The sequence below is a fragment of the Kitasatospora sp. NPDC043949 genome (genome assembly GCF_056435365.1).
Genome location: NZ_JBWKEQ010000071.1, coordinates 1 through 17431, shown reverse-complemented (window position 1 = coordinate 17431; position 17431 = coordinate 1). Strand labels below are relative to the sequence as shown.

15 protein-coding genes and 1 tRNA gene are annotated in these 17431 nt (G+C 72.2%); 12 read left to right on the top strand and 4 right to left on the bottom strand.

Annotated features, from left to right (window positions below):
- The first annotated feature begins 171 nt into the window (after positions 1–171).
- The gene (locus AC07AL_RS35230) at positions 172–609 is read left to right on the top strand and encodes a hypothetical protein (RefSeq protein ID WP_478319370.1); all 438 of its coding nucleotides are present in this window, start codon (positions 172–174) and stop codon (positions 607–609) included.
- Positions 610–667: 58 nt separating this feature from the next.
- Positions 668–1696 (top strand): NAD-dependent epimerase/dehydratase family protein, encoded by a 1029-nt coding sequence (locus AC07AL_RS35225; protein ID WP_478319369.1) that lies wholly within the window; start codon positions 668–670, stop codon positions 1694–1696.
- Here the strand turns inward: AC07AL_RS35225 and AC07AL_RS35220 are convergent.
- Positions 1693–3036, bottom strand: a complete 1344-nt coding sequence (locus AC07AL_RS35220) for a hypothetical protein (RefSeq protein WP_478319368.1) — start codon at positions 3034–3036, stop codon at positions 1693–1695. The two genes, AC07AL_RS35225 and AC07AL_RS35220, sit on opposite strands and share 4 nt — an antisense overlap.
- A gap of 242 nt (positions 3037–3278) precedes the next feature.
- Between AC07AL_RS35220 and AC07AL_RS35215 the strand changes: the two genes are divergently transcribed.
- The 10 genes from AC07AL_RS35215 to AC07AL_RS35170 all read left to right on the top strand — a co-directional run bounded on the left by AC07AL_RS35215 (position 3279) and on the right by AC07AL_RS35170 (position 13142).
- Positions 3279–3734: an ATP-binding protein gene (locus tag AC07AL_RS35215; protein ID WP_478319367.1), complete on the top strand. Its 456-nt coding sequence runs from the start codon at positions 3279–3281 to the stop codon at positions 3732–3734.
- A gap of 323 nt (positions 3735–4057) precedes the next feature.
- Positions 4058–4438, top strand: a complete 381-nt coding sequence (locus tag AC07AL_RS35210; RefSeq protein ID WP_478319366.1) for a hypothetical protein — start codon at positions 4058–4060, stop codon at positions 4436–4438.
- A 79-nt stretch (positions 4439–4517) separates the two neighbouring features.
- Positions 4518–5753: a methyltransferase, FxLD system gene (fxlM, locus tag AC07AL_RS35205; RefSeq protein ID WP_363624319.1), complete on the top strand. Its 1236-nt coding sequence runs from the start codon at positions 4518–4520 to the stop codon at positions 5751–5753.
- Between the two features lie 65 nt (positions 5754–5818).
- On the top strand, positions 5819–5971 hold the full coding sequence (locus AC07AL_RS35200) for an FxLD family lanthipeptide (RefSeq protein ID WP_363624321.1): 153 nt from the start codon (positions 5819–5821) through the stop codon (positions 5969–5971).
- A gap of 85 nt (positions 5972–6056) precedes the next feature.
- The gene (locus AC07AL_RS35195; protein ID WP_478319365.1) at positions 6057–9116 is read left to right on the top strand and encodes a lantibiotic dehydratase; all 3060 of its coding nucleotides are present in this window, start codon (positions 6057–6059) and stop codon (positions 9114–9116) included.
- Entirely contained in the window at positions 9113–10285 is a 1173-nt protein-coding gene (locus tag AC07AL_RS35190; protein WP_478319364.1) for a lanthionine synthetase C family protein, read from the top strand. Before AC07AL_RS35195 ends, AC07AL_RS35190 begins: the two co-directional genes overlap by 4 nt.
- A gap of 26 nt (positions 10286–10311) precedes the next feature.
- Positions 10312–11421: a thiopeptide-type bacteriocin biosynthesis protein gene (locus AC07AL_RS35185; RefSeq protein ID WP_478319363.1), complete on the top strand. Its 1110-nt coding sequence runs from the start codon at positions 10312–10314 to the stop codon at positions 11419–11421.
- A gap of 118 nt (positions 11422–11539) precedes the next feature.
- Positions 11540–11677: a hypothetical protein gene (locus AC07AL_RS35180; protein ID WP_363588808.1), complete on the top strand. Its 138-nt coding sequence runs from the start codon at positions 11540–11542 to the stop codon at positions 11675–11677.
- Positions 11674–12825 (top strand): methyltransferase domain-containing protein, encoded by a 1152-nt coding sequence (locus AC07AL_RS35175; RefSeq protein ID WP_478319362.1) that lies wholly within the window; start codon positions 11674–11676, stop codon positions 12823–12825. Before AC07AL_RS35180 ends, AC07AL_RS35175 begins: the two co-directional genes overlap by 4 nt.
- A gap of 240 nt (positions 12826–13065) precedes the next feature.
- A tRNA-Met gene (locus AC07AL_RS35170) sits at positions 13066–13142 on the top strand.
- Positions 13143–13265: 123 nt separating this feature from the next.
- Here the strand turns inward: AC07AL_RS35170 and AC07AL_RS35165 are convergent.
- Genes AC07AL_RS35165 through AC07AL_RS35155 form a run of 3 tightly spaced genes read right to left on the bottom strand, consistent with a single transcriptional unit; the run spans position 13266 to position 16890 of the window.
- Positions 13266–15386: a xanthine dehydrogenase family protein molybdopterin-binding subunit gene (locus AC07AL_RS35165; protein ID WP_478319361.1), complete on the bottom strand. Its 2121-nt coding sequence runs from the start codon at positions 15384–15386 to the stop codon at positions 13266–13268.
- On the bottom strand, positions 15383–16381 hold the full coding sequence (locus AC07AL_RS35160) for an FAD binding domain-containing protein (RefSeq protein ID WP_363588802.1): 999 nt from the start codon (positions 16379–16381) through the stop codon (positions 15383–15385). The genes AC07AL_RS35165 and AC07AL_RS35160 overlap by 4 nt, the downstream gene beginning before the upstream one ends.
- Entirely contained in the window at positions 16378–16890 is a 513-nt protein-coding gene (locus AC07AL_RS35155; protein WP_478319360.1) for a (2Fe-2S)-binding protein, read from the bottom strand. Before AC07AL_RS35155 ends, AC07AL_RS35160 begins: the two co-directional genes overlap by 4 nt.
- Positions 16891–17431 lie beyond the last annotated feature (541 nt).

Sequence of the window (17431 nt, the reverse complement as noted above, 5' to 3'; positions counted from 1 at the left end):
GGGCCGTCCTCGCGCCGTCCCTTCTCCAATGCCACGCGCGCCAGCTGAAGTTGGTGGCCGGTCTCCCAACCCCGGCAAAGTCAGTGGCATTGGGACTAGCCCCGGTCGCAGTCAGGAGCCTGCCCCGTCCGTAGAGGCGGGCTTCCGGTTTCCAGCTTCCGGCTGCGGTCTATGGAGGACTGGAGTCCGACGACGGAGGAGCTCGAAGCCAACTTCCGCGAGCAGTGGGCCGAGGAACACATGCTCGTCTGGGCGACCCACCAACTTGAGCGATGGGAGGGCCGGCTCCGGAGCGAGCGCGGCCAGGACCCGGTGGCAGAAGACGAGCTGCTGAAGAACATCCGTGACGCCCTTGAGCACTTGGACGAGGTGGACTTCAAGGACGGCAGTGCGGTGCCGCCGAGTGCGGCGGGAGGCCGTGTCACTGGCAAGGCACTGAGCAGGCTCCCCGGAGACCAGCTGTGGATCGAGCTGCACGACGGTAGCGGATTCGGAGGAGTCGAACCCGAGACGGTGGAGGCCCGTGTTCTGGCCGTGGTGCGCTCCATCCAGGACGACTTGGAGCAGCAGGACGTTGACCGGTACCTCGACCTGCTCCGCGACCGATAGGGGTCCCGATTCTGCGGGCGGCTGTGCGCGAAGGCGGCGGGCTGGCAGGATCGCCCGCATGAGGATTCTCGTACTGGGCGGTGGCTGGTTCCTGGGCCGGGCGGTCGTGAGTGGCGCGCTGGAACGAGGTTGGGAGGTGACCACGTTCACGCGCGGTCTGTCCGGTATCCCGGTGCCCGGAGCGGTCGCGGTGCACGGCGACCGGAAGCGGTCGGAGGACATGGCGCGATTGGCCGAGCACGGACCGTGGGACGCCGTGATCGACACCTCCGCCTCCGAGCTGTCGCCCCGCGTCGTGCTGGGTGGCACCCGGGCCCTGGAGCCGGTCGTCAGCCGATACGTCTACGTCTCCACGGTGTCCGTCTACGAGGGCTGGCCCACCGAGCCTCTGACCGTGGACTCGCCGGTGCTGGATGCCCCGGCGGACGCCGGACCGGAGTACGGGCAGCTACCAGAGGGGTGGACAGGCCCAGACACGTACTACGGACGGCAGAAGGCCGGCGCCGAGCGGGCAGTGACCGAAGCATTTGGCCTCACCCGTACGAGTCTGCTCAGGCCGGGCGTCATCCTCGGGCCCGGCGAGTATGTTGGCAGGCTGCCGTGGTGGCTACGCAGGGCCGAGCGAGGAGGCCGCATCCTCGCGCCGGGCGATCCGGCGAAGTCGATCCAGCCAGTTGATGTGCGGGATGTGGCGGCCTTTGCGCTCGATCAGTCCCAGCGTGTCGGGCATCAGGTTCACAACGTCACCGCACCGGTGGGCTGTGAGACGATGGGCGGCTTCCTCCAAGCATGCATGGACGTGACCGGCAGCTCAGGCGAGCTGGTGTGGGTCACCGATGAGGTACTGCTCCGCAGCGGTCTGCGCCAGTGGACAGAGATCCCGCTCTGGCGGACACCCCCAGGCGTGTGGGCCATCGACTCGTCGTCGGCGATCGCGGCCGGCTTCCCCCGCCGGCCGCTGGCGGAAACCGTCGCGGACACGTGGTCTTGGCTCCTCCAGGGCAACATGCCCGTTCCGCATCAGCGGTGGGACGAGCATGGTATTGCCCCGGACAGGGAGCGCGCCATTCTGGAGAGTGCCCGCTAGCTGATCCCTCCGTCGATGGCGAGCCGCACCGCGCCGGGCCCGAGGGTGCGCGGTACGGCGACCAGCGTAAAGTCGTCGATCTGCTCGGCGAGGTCCCGCGCGACTAGGGCGTCGCGGAAGCTCGGCGAGGCCAGCTCCGCCCGGACTGCGCTCACCCGGCCTACAAGGCCAGCCCCGCGCCACTCCCTCGGCAGACTCAGTACGGGACGCATGGCCTCAGCGGCGCCATCCAGGTCACGCCGCATCAGCAGGGCCGTCGCCAGGTCCGCGCCGGCTTGCGGGGCAACCGCGAGCGGTGTGGAGGCCGAGGACTGGGAAGCGATCAGTTCGAGTGACCGCCGGGCGGAGGCCTCCGCACCGACCCCGTCCCGCAAGAGAAGCAGGGTCGCGCTGTTGCTCATGGCGACGCGTTCCACGCTGAAATCGAACTCACCTGCGATCCCATCGTGAAGATCGTCCACGGCGGGGCCGCGATCGGCCAAGCTCCGATTTATTGCTGCGTGGGCCTCCTCGGCCCGGCCAAGGTGCGCATAGGAGCGGGCAGCGATCGCCGCCAGCCTCGCCTGGCCCGTGGCACCGACCCCTCGGAACGAATGGGCACGCTCGATCTGGCGAACCGCCTGGGCGGGGTTGCCGCCCCAGTAGTACAACAGGGCGAGGTAGCCATGGGCGTACGCCTGGAGCGGCCCGTGCTCCGCCACCTGGCCGTACAGGGCGGAGGCGCGCATCAGTTCAACTGCGGTCGGCATCGAGCCGAGATCGAACGCGCAGGCACCCAGGAGCGCCGATGCCTGGCCGGCGACGACGAAGAGGCGGCCTCGTTGGGACAACAGCTGCGTACGGTCGAGCATCACGGTGGCAAGGCCGAGCAGTTCCTTGGCCGCCATGAAGATCTCGTGGGGAGGGGTGGTGGTGTTTGCTCGGACCAGGCGTACCAGGTCGTCCTCGAGTTGGTCGAGGCTGAGGTCGGGAAGCAACTGTGAGGCCGCGTCAGCGGCGTGGGCGCGGGCATCTCGTGCGGTCATTGCGAGTTCTCTCTCATCGAGCACTGGAGTGGGTACTGCGCGCAATACCTGTGCCTGCTCGTCGGTGCAGGGCGCGAAGAGCTCGTCGACGGGTTTGCCGTACATCCGCTCGAGGATTGCGGGTGCCGGGTGGTGAGGCCGGGCGACTTGTCCGGCACGCCACCGAGTGAAGCTCTTGTCCGTCAGAACGACGTTTCTGAAGGCGATATCCCCGGTCCGCTCGTAGAGGAGCGCCGCGACCCGTCCGTACTCGGCCAGGAAGCTGCGGAAATCCATGCGGGCCTCGGTGACTAAGGCATCGAACACAGTGTTCATCGCGTCGCGGTCCCTTCGGGGCCGCAGCCCCAGCTGCGAACTACTTCATCCCCTTGCCTACCACCACCGGGACGGTGGTCACACAGGTGATGCGGAAGTGTCCACGAACTGTCCGCAGTTTGTCCCTGACCTCACCCGAACGAGGACCAAGTGTCCCTGCTTCGGAGGTGGTTCTGTCTCCGCACCTCAGTCCATGGTTGATCCCCGTAAGCGAACTGTAACGGGGCGTCAAGACGCTCCTGATGACGGGAGCGATGCACATGGTGGCCGTCAAACAGCCGCGATCTCTCCACCACTGGGAAACCACGCTGACGGCAGTGCCGGCCGCGGCCTCCACGGCACGCCGAAAGGTGCGCTCAGTGCTCAGAGGGTGGGGATGGGACAACGACCGGGCATCCGAGCTGGTCCTCATCGCCTCGGAGCTGGTGACAAACGTCGTCCGGCACGCCGGCGACCCCCGCCGCCGCGTCGGCCTGGAACTCCAGGAAGTCGACGGCGACTGCCGGATCGAGATTCTGGACTACCGCCCGGACCTGCCGCTGCCGGAAACTCCGGTCGCCCGCGGCGAGTGTGGCCGGGGACTGATCCTCGTCCGCGAACTAGCGGACGACATGGGCGTGGTAACGACCGCCACGACCAAGAACGTGTGGGCAAGGGTCCTTCTTGCCGCTGACGATACGCCGAGGCACACTCCGTGAAAACCGCGATCAGACGGGCCATGAGCACTGTCGGCTGGCAGCACCACCACGCCGCCTACTTCCCGGTCGGTGCCCACCCGGGCCGAGGCGGAACGCCCCACCGCCCCGGGCGTCTTCACCCGCGAGCGGCCCTGGAGACCGGCCGGGCCGGGGCGGATCGGCTGTCCTCGCCGCCGATCCGCAAGCCGACCGTTCCCGAACTGGGCGCAAGCTCCGGCGGGCGTGTGCACCCCCTGAGGGCGGTCGGCTCCGACACCAGACACAGGCCTGCGGTTACACGCCGCCCGGCCAAGGGCTCGAAGCAGAAAGGGATCTGACGGACGATGGCACTCAGCCCGCGCCGACCGAGCAACGCGGAGGCCGAGGCTGGCACCGGGCCGCGCAACGACACCCCGCAGGACTGGCGGCAGCATGGGATCGCGATCCTCAGCTCGTACTACGCGGGTGCGACCGCCGAGGAACTGTGCGAGTGGTACCGGATTCCCGGCCGCAACCACCTGCGGGCGCTACGGCTCCATCACCACGGCCCCGTCCGTCCCCCGTGTCGAGCGCAACCCGCCGCCGTAGAACCGAAGGGGCCGACGGGCACAGGCCTGCGCCGGCAGCCGCTCAGCTACGAGCTCGAAGATGTCATCCACCACATGCGTGCCCTCGAACTCGCCTACCTGGCAGCCCAGATGGGGCCCGTACTGCCCGTCATCTAGCTGAGAAGACTCCTCGCCACCCGCGGACAACAGCCGGCTCGTCGAAGCCGACGCGTACCAACCCCAAGGAGAGACCGTCGTGAACACCGAACCCGCCTCCGGCACCCCGGAGACCCTGCGCGCCGCCATGGTCAAGACGTTGCGCGAGGACGGGACGATCCGCACCGAGCGCGTCGCCGAGGTCATGGCCCGCGTGCCGCGCGAGCACTTCGCCCCCGAGGCGCAGCCCGTCGACGCCTACGACCCGGAGCGGCCCGTGGTGACCAAGCGGGACCGGGACGGGCTCGCGATCAGCTCGGTCTCGGCCGCAGACGTCCAGGCGTTCATGCTGGAACAGGCCGATCCGCGGCCCGGTGAGAACGTCCTGGAGATCGGCTCCGGCGGGATGTTCGCCGCCTATCTCGCCGAACTCGTCGCCCCCGATGGTGCGGTCACCACCATGGACATCGACCCGGAGGTTACCGGCCGGGCCCGCCGGATGCTCGATGACGCCGGGTACGCGCATGTGCGGGTCGTCACCGCCGACGGCGCGTTCGGTGTCCCGGAGCACGGCCCGTTCGACCTGATCGTGGTCACCGTGGGGGCGCCGGACGTGCCGCCGGCGTGGCTGGAGCAGCTCGCCCCGGGCGGGCGGATCGTCGTGCCGCTGCGTGTGCGCGGCCTGATGCGTTCGATCGTCCTGGTCCGCGACGGCGGCCACCTGGTGAGCACCGGGTACGAGTTGTGCGGGTTCGTGCCGATGCAGGGCGCGGAGGAGAACCGCGAGCGCTTGGTGCTGCTGCACGATGTGCCGGGCGAGGAGGTCGGGCTGCGGCTGGACGACGGCGACCAGGTGGACGTCGACGCCCTGCGCGCGGCGCTGGCCTCGCCCCGACAGGAGCTGTGGTCGGGGGTGACGGTCGGCGGCGAGGAGCCGATCGACGATCTGGACCTGTGGCTGGCCACCGCGCTGGACGGCCACACCAGGCTCACCGCGACACCGGCTGCGCGAGACAAGGGCATCGTCGCGTCTGCGTCCCCGCTGGGCGTGGCCACGCTCGCGGTCGGCGGCACCTTCGCCTACCGCACCGTCCGGCCCGCCGACGAGACCCGGACCCGCTTCGAACTCGGCGCCTACGGACACGGCCCGGCTGCCGCCGCTGCCGCCGCCCACCTCGTCGACGAGATCCGTACCTGGGACCGGGAGCACCGGGGCGGACCCGGGGCCCACTTCGAGGTCCACCCGGCCGGAGCGCCCGACGGTCGGCTGTCCGCGGGCCGCGTGGTCGACAAGACCCACACCCGCATCACGATCTCCTGGCCCGAGAAGGCATAGCTGCCGCCCGGCCGCCAGGTGACGCACCATCGAACCCATCCATCAGATCCCCAAGGAGGACGCACATGGAAATGGACACGGACACGGACACCGGCTTCGAGCTGGACATCACCATCGTCGCGCAGGGCCCGGTCATCGGCGAGCTGATGAGCAGCACCGACGACGGCTGCGGCAAGACCTGCCAGTCCGCCTGTTCCAACAGCGGCTGCATCGCCTGACCCACACCCGTACCCGGGCCGGGGCCCCGCACGGTCCCGGCCCGGGTACGGGCTCGACCCCACCGGACCCGAACTGGAGACGCGTATGTACCAGGCCCTGGACGTGGCGCTCTTACGCGCCGCCGCACACAGCGACACCCCCAGGATCGGGCCGTGGCCCGACCTGGAGGACGGCCCGCTCTCGGTGGAGGCGTGGCGATCCTGGCTTGCCGACGCCTGGGCCGATCCGCAGCTCGCCGAAGCCGTCCAACTGGCCAACCCCGCCTACGCCGCACGGGTGGACGACGCCATCGACGGCCGCGTGCGCTCCCCGCGTGCCGTCCGGAAGATCGGCGAGAGCCTGGTCCGCTACCTGCTGCGCCAGCGCCACCGAGCCACGCCCTTCGGCCTGTTCGCCGGCGTCGCCCCGGTCCGGATCGGCCCCGAGCTGGAAGGTACCTGGGATTCTGACCACCACGCGATCGCCCGGCCGGACGCCCGGTGGCTCGCCGATGTGCTGGATCGGCTCGAGCACGACCCGGAGCTGCTGCTGCGCCTGCCGGTGACCACCGAGCAGACCTGCACGGTGCGCGGAGACCACCTGGTGGTGCCGCTCCGCCGCCCCGACCGCCGGCAGCCCGCCGGGGCACCCGCCGAGGTCGCCCTGCGTCGCACCGGCCCCGTCCGAACCGCGGTCGACGCCGCCCACCAACCGATCCGTCTCGACCACCTGGCCAAGCGCGTACTCGACGCCCACCCCGGCGCCAGCCCCGACCAGGCTCACCGGATGCTCGCGCAGCTCGTCCACCACGGCGTCCTGACCACTGCCCTGCGGCCCCCGATGACCGGACGCGACCCGCTGGACCACGTCTTGGACCGGCTCACCGAAGCCGGGGCCGAGTCGATTCCCACGGTTGGCGGGCTCGTCCAGCTGCTCGGCGAGGTCGACCGCCGGATCGTCGTGCACAACCTGGCCCCCAGCCGCGGGCAGCGCGAGGAGCGCGTGCGCCTGCGGAGGCTGACCGGCGGAGCCGACCGGCCCGCTCTCGCTGTCGACCTCCAGCTTGGCGCCGACCTGATCATCCCGCACACGGTGGCCCGCGAAGCAGAGACCGCCGCCCGCCTACTCGCCCGGGCGAGCCCCCACCCGACCGGCTCCCCGACCTGGCGGGATTACCACCTTCGGTTCCTGGAGCGGTACGGCATCGGCGCTCTCGTGCCGCTGCTGGACCTGGTGAACCCCGATACCGGGCTGGGCTTCCCGGCCGGGTACCGCACCAGCTCCCTCGAACTGCCACCCGCGCCGATCACGGCCCGCGACAGGACGCTGGTGGAGGCCGCGCAGCTCGCCGCCCTCGACGCGGTGAACACCGTCGACCTCGCCGAACTGCTTCCCGGCCTGGGCACGGAACGAGCCGACGACCTGCCGCCCCACCTCGACCTGTGCGTCCAGATCCACGCCGCCAGCCGGCAGCACCTCAACGACCGCGCCTTCCAGCTCGTGGTCACCGGCCTGTCGCAGGGCGCCGGGACGACCATCGGCCGGTTCCTCCACCTGCCCCACGCCGACTTGCGCCGCCTCGCGGCCGGGCTGCGCGGCGCCCCCACCCTGAGCGCAGGCGCCCGCCGAGCCCAGGTCTCCTGCCCGCCGCTGTGGACCGGCACCGAGAACGTCGCCCGCGCACCGCGGGTCCTGGACGACGTGATCGCCGTCGCCGAGCACGAGCCCGGGACGCTGCCGCTGCGGGACCTGCTGGTCACCGCCGACGCCCGGCGGATGCGCCTGCTCTCCCGCACCAGCGGCCAGGTGATCGAGCCGTCGGTGTTCAACGCCGTGGAGGCGGTGAACTTCACCCACCCGCTCGCCCGGTTCCTCACCGAGCTGTCCCACGCCCGCGCCGCCGTCCTCGCCCCGTTCGCCTGGGGGCCTCTCGCCGAGGCCCTGCCCTTGCTGCCCGCGGTCCGGCACGGACGCGTCACCCTGGCCCCGGCCCGGTGGCGGCTCAACGTCGGCGGCCTGCCCGCCCGAGGCCAGAGCCCGGCGGAGTGGGAGCGGGCCTTCGACGCGGTGCGGCACCGCCTGCGGATCCCCGCGCACGTCGACCTCGGCGACGGTGACCAACGCCTGCGGCTCGACCTCGACCAGCGCCCACAACGGCAGCTGCTGCGCGCCCACCTGAGCCGCAGCGGCACGGCGGTCCTGCGGCAGGCCCCCGGCCCGTCGGACCTCGGATGGGCGAACGGCCGCGCCGTGGAGATCATCCTGCCGCTCGTCTCCCTCCAGGAAACTCACCGACCACCGGTGGCCGACCTGGCGGCCTGCGGCGCGGCGTCGCCCGGCGAGCACCCGGCCGACCCGCAGACACGATGGGCATTCGCGAAGGTCTACGCCCAACCGGCCCGGCACGGCGCGATCCTGACCCGCCTGCCCGAACTCCTCGCCGCGCTCGGGCAACCGGACTGCTGGTTCGTCCCCTACCGCGACCCGGACCCGCACCTGCGCCTGCGCATCCGCCGAAGCGGCCCGTTCGAAGACCTCGCCCGGCAGCTCGCGGCCTGGACCCGCGGCCTGCGCGCCGCAGGCCTGGCCACCGGGCGCCTTCAGTGGGACACCTACCAGCCGGAGACCGGGCGCTACGGCAGAGGCCCCCTGCTGGAGCTGGCCGAATCCGTCTTCGTCGCCGATTCGGCCGCCGCCCTCGCCCAGCAGCGCCACACCGGACCGGGCCGCCTGGACCGGCAGGCCCTGACAGCCGTCAGCCTCCTCGACATCGCCGCCGCGTTCACCGGCGACGCCGTGACCGGGGCGGCCCGGCTGGCCGAGCGCATCACCCGCACCACCGGCGCGCCGGCCCTCGACCGGGCCGTTCTCGCGCAGACGCTGCGCCTCGCCGACCCGGCCGACACCTGGGCCGGGCTGCGTGCCGAGACCGGAACCGATATCACCCATGCCTGGGCCCGTCGCCGCGCCGCCCTGCGCGCCTACCAGGAGAGCCTGCGTGCCCGCCCCGGCCCCGACCCGGACTCCGTCCTCGCCTCGCTCCTGCACATGCACCACATCCGTGCCGCCGGGATCGACCAGGACAGCGAACATGCCTGCCAGCGTCTCGCCCGCGCCACCGCGCTCGCCCTCACCCACCGACACCGAGGACACCGCCCCCGATGACCCCCGCCACCGCTGCCGCGCCGTGCGACCCCACCGGCGCACACGCCGCCCAGTCCCTCGCCTCCGGCGCCGTCGGCATCACCCTGCTCCACGCCGAACGCGCCGCCCTCGACCACACCCGCTGGAACACCGTCCACGACTGGCTGACCGGCATCTGCCGCCAAGCCCTCATCGGCTCCGACGACGCCGGCCTGTTCATCGGCGCACCCGCCCTCGCCTTCACCCTCCACACCGCCGCCGACGGCAGCGAGCGCTACGCGAAGACGCTGCGCACCCTGGACGCGACGGTCGACAAGCTCGTGCACCGCCGCCTGGAACAGGCTCACGCCCGCATCGACGCCGGAGAGTTCACCCGCGCCGCCGAGTACGACCTGCTGTACGGACTGACCGGCCTCGGCGCCCACCTGCTCAAGCGCGACCCGCGCGGCGACACCCTGCACGACGTCCTCGCCTACCTCGTCCGCCTCACCGAACCGCTGCCCGGCACCGACCTGCCCGGCTGGTGGGTCCGCTACGACCCGGCGGGACGCACCTCCGCCGCCTTCCCCCACGGTCACGGCAACCTCGGTCTCGCCCACGGCATCACCGGACCCCTCGCCCTCCTCGCCCTCGCCAAACGCGCCGGAGCCCTCGTCGAAGGCCACACCGACGCCATCCTGCGCATCCTCCAGTGGCTCGACAACCTGCGGCAGAGCGGCCCGTCCGGGCCCTGGTGGCCGCAATGGGTCACCGCCGACGAACACCGCCTCGGCGCGGTCATCCAGGCTGGCCCGCCCCGGCCCAGCTGGTGCTACGGCGTCCCTGGCCAGGCCCGCGCCCAGCAACTCGCCGCCATCGCCCTCGGCGACGCCCACCGCAAGCGCGCCGCCGAGCACGCCCTGCTGCGATGCATCACCGACCCCGCCCAGCTCGCCCGGATCAGCGACGCCGGACTGTGCCACGGAGCTGCCGGCCTCCTGCACACCGTCCACCGCGTCGCCCAGGACGCCACCAGCCCGGGCCAGTTCACCGCCCACTTGCCCGCCCTGCGCGTCCTCCTCCACGCCCGGGCCCCCGCCCGCGAACCCGGGTTGCTCGACGGCACCGCCGGAGTCCGCCTCGCACTGCACGCCACCGACCGCGGCGGCACCCCCGCCACTGGCTGGGACGCCTGCCTCCTCCTGTCCTGATCGCCCCCGCCCTGAGAAGCCGCCCCATGGTTCACCCCACCGCACACCCCCAGCTGGAACGGTCGATCCTGGCCGTCCTCACCGGTACCAGCGTTGCCGAAGCGGCCACCGGCGCCGGCATCCCCGCCGCCGACCTCGCCGTGGCGGCCGAGACCTACCGCTGCGCCGGGCGCAGCGCCATCGCGGCCCCGCCCGACACCTGGGTCCACGTCAACATCCAGCCCACCGACTGGCCCGGTGCCGAGACGCAGATCGCCCTTCGCCTCACCCCTGCCCTGCGCCGTGCCGAGGCCCGGGGCAGCGTCACCATGTGGTGGTACGTCCGCAAACACCCCTACTGGCGACTGCGACTTCACTCCGGACCGGACAACAACCCGGCGACGCTACGGATCAGTCTGGCCTTGCTCCTCGACCGGCTCCGGGACGAAGGGGCGATCGCCGCCTGGTCGCACGGCATCTACGAACCCGAGACCGCCGCCCTCGGCGGCCCCCTGGGCGTCGATGCCGCCCACGCCCTCTTCCACACCGACAGCCGCGCCATCCTGCTCGAAGCCCTCCGCACCCACCACGGCCAGCAGGCCGCCCCGTCGATCGGGCGCCGCGAACTGTCCATCCTGATGTGCAGCGCGATGCTGCGCGCCGCCGGCCAGGAGTGGACCGAACAAGGTGACGTCTGGGCGCGGGTCGCAGCGATGCGCCCGGGCGCGGCCGAACCGGGCACCGAATCAGCGCCCGCGATCGCCGACAAGATCGGCGTGCTGCTGGCCGCCGACACGATCGCCATGACCGGACCCGGCCAGTTCCTCGACACGGCAGCGGACCGCATCCACGCCTTCGCCCACGCGGGCAGCGACCTCGCCGGTGCCGCACACCACGGAGGACTCACCCGCGGGCTGCGCGCCGTCCTCGCGCACATGGTCGTCTTCCACTGGAACCGCGCCGGAATACCCACGGCAGACCAAGCGCTCCTCGCCCGTGGGGCCCGCAGCCACATCCTCGGCGCCCCCCGCGCACATCCCGCCCGACCCCACCCGTGGACCAGCCGAGCAGCCGTTCCCAGCACAAGTGAGCCGATGAACACTGTGCGCAGGGCAGGGGGATCGGCTATCGAACTCCCGTCCCGGGCTGTTGATTGAGGTCCATCCCGCCCGGGGCGGGGTACTACCCCTGCCGCACGGCAGGTTCCCGCTGCGCCCTCGGGTGCAGCGGGAACAGCACCACCCCTACAAGCCGAACCGAGAAGGGACGCTGACCATGGGAGACGAGAACAAGGGTGGGCCGAACGACGGTAGGGGCGGCGGGCACGCCAAGCCCGGCTCGCCGGCCATCGGCCCGAACCCCTCGAAGGACGGCCAGCAGCCGACCCCGGCGCCGAAGCACAAGAAGAGTTGACCCCCGAACAGCAGCGGGCCGCACTGGTGGCGGCGCTCACCGACGCCGGTTCCCTGCCCACCGAATGGGCTCCGGCCGTGGCGGCCGTGCCGCGACACGCGTTCCTCCCCGACACCATCTGGGCGGACGAGGACGGCGGCGACACCGAGTGCAGCCGGACCAAGGAACCCGAGCGGTGGATGCGGCTCGCCTACAGCGACCTGCCGATCGTCACGCAGTGGGACGACGGTGCCGGGGACGGCGACCACCGTACTCCCACATCGTCGGCATCCATGCCCACCATGGTGGCCGAGATGCTGTCCGACCTGGACGCGGTCCCCGGGCATCGGGTGCTCGAAATCGGGACGGGCACCGGCTACAACGCGGCCTTGTTGGCGCATCGCCTGGGCGCCGAAACGGTGTCCACCGTCGAGGTGGACGCGCAGGTCACCGCGCAAGCCCGCACCGCACTTCGCAGGACGGGCTACACCCCCGAAGTCGTGTGCGGGGACGGCGCGCTCGGGTGGGGCGTACGCGCCCCGTACGACCGGATCATCTCCACCGTGTCACTGCGGGACATCCCGCCCGCCTGGGTAGCACAAACCCGGCCGGGCGGGGTGATCGTCAGCCCCGTCTCACCGTTGCTGGGCGGCGGGGCGGTTGCGCGGCTCACGGTGGACGGCGACGGGACGGCAAGCGGTCCGTTCACCCGATCGGCGGCGTTCATGATGCTGCGGCAGCAGCGCTACCAGGGCGCTCCGGTGGACGACTACCTGCCCGGTGAATGGCCGGGCGACTCCGGGCAGTCCTGGACAAGCCTCGACCCCGAAGCCATCGGGGGCGACTGGCTCGCGCAATTCGCCTGCGCCCTCGCCCTGCCGGACGTGTACTACCGGCGGAACGAGTTCGGTGACGGCGGCTGGACGTGGTGGCTGTTTGACACGGCCGTCACGTCCTGGGCAACGGTCGACTCCGTGCCCGGGGAATCCCGGTTCGAGGTCCGCCAGTCCGGGCCCCGGCAACTGTGGGACGAGACGGAGGCCGCCTACACCCAGTGGACGGCCGCCGGACGCCCCGGCTACGAGCGGTACGGGCTCACGGTGACACCTGCCGGACAGGCGGCTTGGTTGGACGAGCCCGGCAATCCCCTCCTGGGGCACCGCAAGTAGAGCGGTAGCTGGGGGCGTGGGGTTCCAAGCGATTGGCACCGCTTGTCTCCCCGCGCCCCCGCTCGCACAGAGCGGGGATCGGCTCGGGGCCGGGTCAGCAGTTCGGAACGGGGTCGGTCTCGCTGGCGGCCTCCGCCGGGCCCCGCGAAGGATTGGCCGGCGAGGGCGGCCCTGCGGAAGTGGCTGCCGGGAAACCGATTAGGTGATCGCCGTCTGGTGCCGTACGGTCGGTACTACCGACGCGGGGTGGAGCAGCTCGGTAGCTCGCTGGGCTCATAACCCAGAGGTCGCAGGTTCAAATCCTGTCCCCGCTACCACGAACGCCGAAGGGGCGGACGCGCACTGCGCGTCCGCCCCTTCGGCGTTCTTTGCATCGCCGACTCGGCCGCCCACCAACGGCGAAGTCGGTCCGCGGGCGGTGGTGTCCGGCCGGCGTCGGGTCAGCGGCCGATCAGGGACTCGGGGCGGATGGGCAGTTCGCGGACCCGGACGCCGGTGGCGTGGTGCACGGCGTTGCTGATCGCCGCCGCCGTCCCCACGATGCCGAGTTCGCCGATCCCCTTGGAGCCCATCGGGTTGAGGTGGGGGTCGGGGTCGTCGATCCAGTGCGCGTCGACGGCGGTGACGTCGGCGTGCGCGGCGACGTGGTAGGCGGCCAGGTCGCGCTCGACGTGCCCGCCGAAGGACGGATCGGTGGTGCTGTGCTCCAGCAGGGCCATCGACAGCCCCATGATCATCGCGCCGGTCAGCTGGCTCCGCGCGGCCAGCGGGTTGATGACGCGTCCGGCCGCGAACACCCCGAGCAGGCGGCGCACCCGCACCTCGGCGGTGTCCTGATCGACCTGGACCTCAGCGAACTGCGCGCCGAAGGCGTGCCGCGCGTACTCCTGGCCGGTGCTCCCCACCTCCTCGGCGGTGTCGGCGTGTCGGGTCAGCCCGTCGGAGGGTGGCCGCCCGCCGTGCTCGGCCAGTGCCGTGCGCAGTTCCTCGCAGGCCCGGTGCACGGCCCATCCCCAGGAGGCGGTGCCGGAGGAGCCGCCCGCCAGCGGCGCCTTCGGCAGGTCGCTGCGGCCGATCCGCAGCTCGACGCGCCCGGGTGCGACCCGCAGGGCGTCGGCGGCGATCCGCACCAGCGCGGTGCGCGCCCCGGTGCCGATGTCGGTGGCATTGACCCGCAGCAGGAAGCTTCCGTCGGGGCGGGCGTGCGCCTCCGCGGTCGCGGGACCGACCAGCACGGGGTAGGTCGAGGCCGCCACACCCGTGCCGAGCAGCAGCCGACCGTCCCGGCGGACACCGGGGCGGGGGTCGCGGTCGGCCCAGCCGAAGCGCCGGGCGCCCTCGCGCAGACACTCGACCAGGCGGCGGCTGCTGAACGGCTTCCCGCTGTCCGGATCGAACGCGGGTTCGTTGCGGATCCGCAGCTCGACGGGGTCGAGGTCGCAGGCCAGGGCCAGTTCGTCCATGGCGGACTCGAGCGCGAACATGCCGGGGCACTCACCGGGCGCCCGCATCCAGGAGGGGGTGGGCACGTCGAGCCGGGCGACCCGGTGGACGGTGCGGCTGTGCGGTGCGGCGTACATCATCCGGGCGGGGACGGCGGCCTGCTCGACGAATTCGCGCAGCGTGGAGCTGCGGGTGGCCACCTCGTGGGCGAGCGCCGAGATCCGGCCGGTGGTGTCGGCGCCGATCCGGACCCGTTGGACGGTGGGGGAGCGGTGCCCGACCAGGTCGGCGAGCTGGGCGCGGGCCAGGCAGAGCTGGACCGGCCGCCCGACCGCGCGGGCGGCCAGCGCGGCCAGCACCGTGGGCGCCCGGGTGGTGCCCTTGGAACCGAAGCCGCCGCCGACGTGCTCACTGACCACCAGGATCTCCTCGGCGCGCAGGCCGAAGAGCTTCGACAGGTTCTCCTGGCTGTTGCCGGAGCCCTGGCTGGCGTCGTAAACGGTGAGCCGGCCGCCGTCCCAGACGGCCGTCGCGGCGTGCGGCTCCATGGGGTGGTTGTGCAGCGGCGGCAGGTGGTAGGTGGCGTCCACCTGGTGCGGGGCCGTCCGGTACGCGTTGTCGAAGTCGCCTCTGGCGCGCTCCGCGGGGTAGCCGCCGTTGGCCTCCTCGGGGGTGTAGAGGCCCGGGTGGTCGGCGGTCAGCAGGACGTCGTGGGGCTCCCGGGTGCAGCTGATCCGCAGCGCGCGGGCGCCGGCCCGGGCGGCCTCCAGGGTCTCGGCGACCACCAGCGCGACCGGCTGCCCGTGATGGGCGATCCGCGCGGACTGGAGCACGGCCAGCGTCGGGTCGTCGGTCGGGGCCAGCCGCTCGGCGTTGCGGTGGGTGATCACCGCGAGGACGGCCGGGTCGACGAGGGCGTCGGCGTCCTCGACGGCGTCCACCACGCCGCGCGCGAGCGAGGCGGTGACGAGCCAGGCGTAGGCGGTGCCGGCCGGGTGGTGGTCGGTCGCGTACCGGGCGCGGCCGGTGACCTTGTCGGGCCCCTCCACCCGGGTGAGCGATGTGTCCCGCTGCTCCCGCTGCTCCTGGCGGTCCTGGCGGTCCTGGTGAGCCGTCATCCGAGGTCCTCCTGCTGCGGTGTGAGGTCGGCGAGGACCCGTACGGCGACCTCGCGTGCCAGCGGCACCTTGAACGCGTTGTCCCGCAGCGGCCGGGCGGCCGCCAGTTCGGCGTCCAGCGCGGCCCTGAAGACCTCCTCGGTGGCGGGCTGCCCGAGCATCGTCCGCTCGGCGACCGTCGCCCGCCAGGGCTTCGCCGCTACGGCGCCGAGCGCCAGTGCGACCCGTGCCACCCTCCCCTCGCGCGCCACCAGTACGGCGGCGACCGAGACGGTGGCGAAGGCGAACGAGGCCCGCTCGCGCACCTTGCGGTAGGCCGAGCGGGTGCCCGACCACGGCGGTGGCAGGTCGACCGCGGTGATCAGCTCACCGGGGCGCAGCCCGGTCTCGCGGGCGGGAGTGTCCCCGGGCAGCCGGTAGAACTCGGTGAGCGGGCAGCAGCGGGAACCGGTCGGACCGGTCAGCCGCACCTCGGCGTCCAGCGCCGTCAGTGCCACCGCGAGGTCGGACGGGTGGGTGGCCACGCAGTCCGCGGAGGCCCCCAGCACGGCCAGATCCCGGTGCACGCCCTCGCGCGCGGGGCAGCCGGAGCCGGCGACGCGCTTGTTGCACGGCTTGGTGACGTCCTGGAAGTACGGGCAGCGGGTGCGTTGGAGCAGGTTGCCGGCGGTGGTGGCGAGGTTGCGCAGCTGCCCGGACGCTCCCGACAGCAGGGCCTGGGACAGCGCGGGATAGTGCAGCCGGACCAGCGGGTGCGCGGCCAGCTCGCTGTTGGGCACCGTCGCGCCGATCCGCAGACCGCCGCCGGAGACCGGTTCCACCAGGCCGAGCGGCAGCCGGCTCACGTCCACCAGCAGCTCCGGTGCCTCCACACCGAGCTTGAGCAGGTCGACCAGGTTGGTGCCGCCGGCGAGGAACCTGGCTCCTGGGACCTGCGCGGCCAGCGCCACGGCCGAGGCGATGTCGGCGGGCCGGTGGTAGCCGAAGGGCTTCACGGGGCGACCTCCCGGACGGCGCGGACGATGCCGGGGTAGGCGCCGCACCGGCAGAGGTTGCCGCTGAGGCGTTCGCGGATCTCCGCCTCGTCCAGCGGCGACGGCGCCTGCGGGTCGGGGTCCGTCACGGCGCTCGGCCAGCCCTTCGCCGCCTCCGCGAGCATCCCTACCGCCGAGCAGAGCTGCCCGGGCGTGCAGAAGCCGCACTGGAACGCGTCGTACTCGATGAACGCCTGCTGGAGGGGGTGCGGCCGGTCGCCGCCGGCCAGGCCCTCGACCGTGGTGACCGCGGCCCCGTCCTGGGCGACCGCGAGCACCAGGCAGCTGTTCACCCGCCGCCCGTCCAGCAGCACCGTGCACGCCCCGCACTGTCCGTGGTCGCATCCCTTCTTCGCCCCCGTCAGCGCCAACCGCTCGCGCAGCAGGTCGAGCAGCGTGTGGCGGTGATCCACCTCAACGGTGTGCTGGTCACCGTTGACGGAGAGCGTGACGGTACTGGCCACATCCATGGCTTCCTCGGGGGGTCGGTCGGCAGCCGACCGCGCCGGCCGGCACCGTGATGCCTTCCACCGCCGGGGCGGAGCCCGCATCCGGGGGGCCTGGAACCACCGGTTCGGTCCCGTGCGGTGGCCGCGCGGTCCTTACTTGTCTTGGGCGCCGACCAGGGGTAGTGTTCCCTAGTCGCTCGGCAGGGAGCACCGGACACGCATCGGCGCGGACGGTCCCGGGGCGGCCAATCCTCTTGAAATGCCATGTCCTGGTTCGGGCTGGGTCGCGTCTTGTCGCGGCTTGGTTCCTATTCGGCGTGTTCGTTTTATTGGATTGCGGCCGATTCGCTTTTCGGAGTAGGGATCGGCTAGAGTTTGAAACGTCGGACGGGGCGTCAAGCCGCAGAAGACACCAGCGAGTTGGATGAACGAAGCGCCGGAAACGGGGCGGAAAACGTCTGATAAGATGGGAACACGAAAGAACGAAGCGCCCGGAGGGCCCGCTGGAAGGCGGTCCGAAGGAAGTGTCCGTTCCTTGAGAACTCAACAGCGTGCCAAAAGT